Source organism: Frankia tisae, from assembly GCF_025403405.1.
Taxonomy (GTDB): domain Bacteria; phylum Actinomycetota; class Actinomycetes; order Frankiales; family Frankiaceae; genus Frankia; species Frankia tisai.
In genome coordinates, this window is sequence record NZ_JANEZT010000840.1 from 1 (window position 1) to 425 (window position 425).

A 425-nucleotide genomic window follows, 5' to 3' on the forward strand; every position below is an offset into this window, starting at 1 on the left:
GAGCAGATGTTTGGCGACGTCTGGGAGTGGACGCAGTCCAGCTATGCCGCCTACCCGGGCTTCCGGGTGGCGGAGGGGGCCGTGGGCGAGTACAACGGCAAGTTCATGGTGAACCAGTACGTGTTGCGCGGCGGCTCGTGCGCGACGCCGGCCGGGCATGTGCGGGCCACCTACCGCAACTTCTTCCCGGCCACGGCGCGGTGGCAGTTCTCGGGCCTGCGGCTCGCACGTGACGCGTAGCATCGGGCGGCACCGCCATCGGTGGCTAGACCGCGTCCAGCGCCTGCGCGAGGTCGGCGGTCAGGTCGTCGATGTGCTCGATGCCCACCGACAGGCGCACCATGCCTTCGCTCACGCCGGCCTGCTGCAGCTCCTGCGGGTCGAGCTGCCGGTGCGTGGTAGAGGCCGGGTGCGTGGCCAGCGAG

General features: G+C 70.6%; 2 protein-coding genes. One reads left to right on the forward strand and one right to left on the reverse strand.

What is annotated here, in order from left to right:
• Positions 1 to 240 (forward strand): SUMF1/EgtB/PvdO family nonheme iron enzyme (locus tag NBZ85_RS34265; protein ID WP_261563518.1); only part of this gene is annotated, 240 nt, incomplete at its 5' end.
• Between the two features lie 25 nt (positions 241 to 265).
• On the opposite strand, the gene NBZ85_RS34270 is transcribed toward NBZ85_RS34265, so the two are convergent.
• Complete coding sequence (locus tag NBZ85_RS34270) at positions 266 to 421, reverse strand: PLP-dependent transferase (protein WP_498041294.1); 156 nt, start codon at positions 419 to 421, stop codon at positions 266 to 268.
• Between the last annotated feature and the right edge of the window lie 4 nt (positions 422 to 425).